This window comes from Thermoflexus sp. (assembly GCF_025055495.1).
GTDB lineage: Bacteria > Chloroflexota > Anaerolineae > Thermoflexales > Thermoflexaceae > Thermoflexus.
The window spans coordinates 1-3,799 of the sequence record NZ_JANWXB010000229.1; the positions used below are offsets into that span (position 1 = coordinate 1).

Annotated in this window: 5 protein-coding genes; all 5 read right to left on the reverse strand. The window is 63.3% G+C overall.

Annotation, left to right across the window (positions count from 1 at the left end; all coding sequences use genetic code 11):
• Window positions 1-47: 47 nt before the first annotated feature.
• Complete coding sequence (locus tag NZM16_RS07575; protein WP_295452797.1) at window positions 48-1,778, reverse strand: c-type cytochrome; 1,731 nt, start codon at window positions 1,776-1,778, stop codon at window positions 48-50.
• Entirely contained in the window at window positions 1,775-2,128 is a 354-nt protein-coding gene (locus tag NZM16_RS07580) for a hypothetical protein (RefSeq protein ID WP_295452795.1), read from the reverse strand. Before NZM16_RS07580 ends, NZM16_RS07575 begins: the two co-directional genes overlap by 4 nt.
• Before the next feature lie 177 nt (window positions 2,129-2,305).
• Window positions 2,306-2,866: a thioredoxin family protein gene (locus tag NZM16_RS07585; RefSeq protein ID WP_295452792.1), complete on the reverse strand. Its 561-nt coding sequence runs from the start codon at window positions 2,864-2,866 to the stop codon at window positions 2,306-2,308.
• A gap of 12 nt (window positions 2,867-2,878) precedes the next feature.
• The gene (locus NZM16_RS07590; protein ID WP_295479697.1) at window positions 2,879-3,322 is read right to left on the reverse strand and encodes a cytochrome c-type biogenesis protein CcmH; all 444 of its coding nucleotides are present in this window, start codon (window positions 3,320-3,322) and stop codon (window positions 2,879-2,881) included.
• Window positions 3,301-3,799 (reverse strand): hypothetical protein (locus NZM16_RS07595; RefSeq protein ID WP_295479699.1); only part of this gene is annotated, 499 nt, incomplete at its 5' end. The genes NZM16_RS07590 and NZM16_RS07595, both read right to left, overlap by 22 nt.

A 3,799-nucleotide genomic window follows, 5' to 3' on the forward strand; every position in this document is an offset into this window, starting at 1 on the left:
CCTCAAATCCCTCACCCGTCTCGAAAAGAATCGGTATAGAGCCTGCACTACCCTGACGAAAAACCTCCCACCCGCCAGCGGCGAATCGCTCGGTCCATCAGGGCTGCACGCCGTCGCCGGTATGTCCCCTCGTCTACCTCCCCCGCCGCATACGCCTCATCCAGCCGGGCGATCTCATCGATGGGATCCGCCTCCCGTCCCCGCCAGAGATGGAGGAGACCCACCGCCAGCCCGGCGCCCAGAGCGAGCAGGAGCGGCACGAGCCACCGAGGAATCTGCGCGTGGGGTTGCAGCATAATGGTTCGGGTTTCGCCTGGGGCAGGTGGATCGACTTCATAAAGATGATACGTTGTGTTGCCCAGCGTGCGCATCCCGAGATCCTGCAACCCGGGACCGGAGGCCCGCAGGACTCCCCCAGCGATCAAAAGATTCCATCGGTCCACCGGGTGAACAGAGCGTAACGAGAGCGTCCACGCCTGGGCCAGTGGCAATTCATACGCGAACGCCGTTTGATAGCCTGTCCCTGGCGGGATCGGCGCGGTATCGATCAATCGATCGCCCTCATGACGATACCGAACGCCCAGCTCCCCCTCTGAAATCTGCAGATTGGAAGCAGCGGGAGGCAGGAAGAAGATCATACTCGGGCTCCCTGCCCCACCATAGGTGGTCGTTCCCCGGTTTGAATACACCCACACCTCGGTGACGAACAGACGATCCGCCAGCGGCTGCAGGATCCAATGCGCCTGATCGATGTGGATCCCACCCGGATCCGCCGCTCGATCGAAGACGGTCAAGGTGACGGTGACCTCCTGACTCGCGGTCAGCGTCAGCGGATGGGGAGCCGGATAGGCCACCTCCTGCCACTCGGCCACCGGAAGATAGGCGGCTTCCGGATAAACCGGCACCGTCTCAAAACGGAAAATCCCATCGGCTTGCGTCGAGACGGTCTGGGAGAAAAGGGGCGAGGCTTCGACCATCACATAGAGGGTAACCGTCACCCCGGAGGCCGGCGCCTCAGTGGTCCCATTGAGCACGCGACCGCTTATCGAGCTCGTGGCCACTGGACGCGGCAATTGAAGGGCCGCCCCATCGGCGATGGAGAAGGCCAGCTGAGGCAGATAGGCGATCAGGGCTTGCTGCAAGTCGGATGGAAGCTCTCGCAGTCCGGCATGGGCGGAGATGCGCCCGGGTCGCAGCGCTTCGATCCAGGCCGCCGGCGTGCTATTGAGCACCTGTTCGGGATCCGCGAGGGGAACCGGCCCCTTTCGCCCGTCCTCTCCGTGGCAGTCCGCGCAGGCCTCCCGGTAGTAGCTTCCAGCCTCCGCTAAGGCCTCGGGCGGCACCGTGAGGGACCAAGCGTAAAGCACCACGGCCCAACGGTCACGATCGCTTAAGGCATTCGACCACGAGGGCATCCCCCGCTCCGCCCGGCCCTGCGTGACCACCTGAAACCAATCTCGAAGAGAGGCCGTGCGTTCGGCTAAGTTCCCTGTCAGATCCAGACGCACATCCGGGATCCGGGCCCGGAGGGCCGCCGCCTGCGGGCCATCCCCCCGCCCCCTCAGGCCATGGCAGACCGCGCAGTGCTCCTGAAAGAGCGACCGACCGGTTTGCAAGGAAAGGCCGATGGGGGGAAGAGAAGGCGTCGGCGTGGGCCAGGGCTGGGTTCGGAAGGGGATCTCGCCGGCCGGGGGAGGAGCGGCCAGGGTCAAGGAACATCCCGTTAGAAACCACAGGGCTAGCCCGAGAACCCATCCTACGGATCGATTCCGGTTCATGCGCTCTTCCTCCGGAGCTGCGCCCGGCGGGCCTGGACGGCCGCCTCGACCCGGGCTTTCCAATCGACCGCTTCCTCCCCCTCCTGGATCGCCCGCAATAACGTGGCGCCTTCCTCCAGATAGCGCCGGCGCAACTCGTAGTAATCCTCGTCCGGGAGCTTCCCAGTGCGCCAATCGGTTTCCAGATCCCGCAATATGCCCAGCACCCGCTCATACTGGATCTGCAGGGCGGGCCTGGCCGAGGAAGCGTTCCGATCCACCCAGGCCTTCCGGAGCGGCTGAAAGATGTAGGCGAGGACCAGCGCTGTAATTCCGAATAAGGTGACCAGAGCGGCCAGTGTTTCGCTCATCCAGGCGTATCTCCCTTAGGGGCTACGTGATTAGGAGCCGGTCCGACATTGAATAGTTAGGGGCGGGCGGGGCCGCTGCAGATGGCCCCGCCCATCCCTAAGCCATCCCTGAGAAAAAGAAGTCAGAAGCTACGAAGAGGGGAGACGCCCCATATCGTGGGGCGACGCCATTCCAAATCATGGCTTGACGTCCGATGAAGAGCCCAGAAGCCGGTCGATCACTGCCTCCAACTCCCCGGGCCGAATGGGCGCCGCCTTATAGAAGACCACCTGGCCCTGGGGGTCCACCACAAAGGTCTCAGGGACACCCGTGATGCGATACAGCCGGGAGATCCGGGTGCCGACATCGAGGCCGTTCGGATACGTGATCTGGAACCGTTGCAGATAGCCCATCGCCGCCGAGGGTGCGTCCAGGTAATCCACCCCCACGAAGATCACCCCGCGATCCCGATACTTGCGCCACAGGGCTTCCAGCAGAGCGGCCTCCTCCTCACATGGCTTGCACCACGAAGCCCAGAAGTTGATCACCACCACCCGCCCCCGCCAATCCTGGAGCCGGAATTCCCGGATCCCGAGCCCGCCGTCATACCCCTCATACAGGGGAAGCGTGAAATCCGGCGCAGGGCCTCGGGCGGGAGCCGTCCGCCCGCGTTCCACGAAGGCCCAGCCCAGCAAAGCCAGGAAGACAACGACCGCTGCCAGGCCGATCCACCAGCCCCATCGTCCCCTGCGCGGCATCTCCGTCCTCCTCTACCAGTGCTCCCGGACCCATCGATCCAGCATCCGGGCGTTTTCGTCCAGCGCGGACTCTGAAGGGGGTTCCGGTGCTGGAGCGGGCCGGCGCCAGCGGACAAGGCGGAGGGCCAGCCAGAGCGCCGCCGCCGGGAGGCCGATGGCCGGGATCAACCAGACCCCCAGCCCGATCCCCTGAGGAGGCGGCACGGCCAGCACGCGCATCCCATAGCGGGTGACGAAGAAATCGACGATGTCGCGTTCGCTCCGTCCCTCCGCCAGCATTGTCCGGATCTCCTCCTTCCACTGGACGCACGCCGGCGTATCGCAGACATCCAGCGGCACGTTCTCGCAGACCGGACAATACAGGCGCTTCGCCACCCGGTTGACCTCATCGTCCGGCACCGATGGCGCAGGGGTCTGCGCGCCAGCCGGGCGGGCTACGGCCAGGGTCCAAACCACGAAGACAGCGCCGAGCGCAATTTCACGAAAGACGGATCCTGACATCGGAGAATCACCTGTTTAGGAATATGCCACGCGAGCTCGTTATAGAAGGCGTCATCCAACTTAAAACCGGGCACGCGCCGAATACCGGGCAAGCGCAGATCTCTTAGAGCTTTCTTGGGATCCGCAGGTTTACCGTGAGCGGGCTTTTGGTTCATCAGCGCCTGTTGCACCTGCGGCGCGTATTTTGGGGAAATGCAGCGAGCCAGCGTCTGGATATCGGCCCACGCCCAACTCTCCAGCATCGGATCGATCACAATCACCTCGCAGCGTTCACTCCACCCGTTTCTATCCAGCCTACCTTTCAGATCAGCATACATATCGGTGCTATTTGGAAAATTATGGCTCCATTGGAAATCCAGAATCATCAGCGCATACTTAGCCCGTCTCAGATAACCTCTTAATAGCTCGACAGCCTGATGGAAGGCTACTGAG

Bases quoted from the DNA above. Each gene is read 5' to 3' on its own strand.
- NZM16_RS07580 (WP_295452795.1), bottom strand. From the start codon at position 2,128: ATGAGCGAAACACTGGCCGCTCTGGTCACCTTATTCGGAATTACAGCG.
- NZM16_RS07585 (WP_295452792.1), bottom strand. From the start codon at position 2,866: ATGCCGCGCAGGGGACGATGGGGCTGGTGGATCGGCCTGGCAGCGGTC.
- NZM16_RS07575 (WP_295452797.1), bottom strand. From the start codon at position 1,778: ATGAACCGGAATCGATCCGTAGGATGGGTTCTCGGGCTAGCCCTGTGG.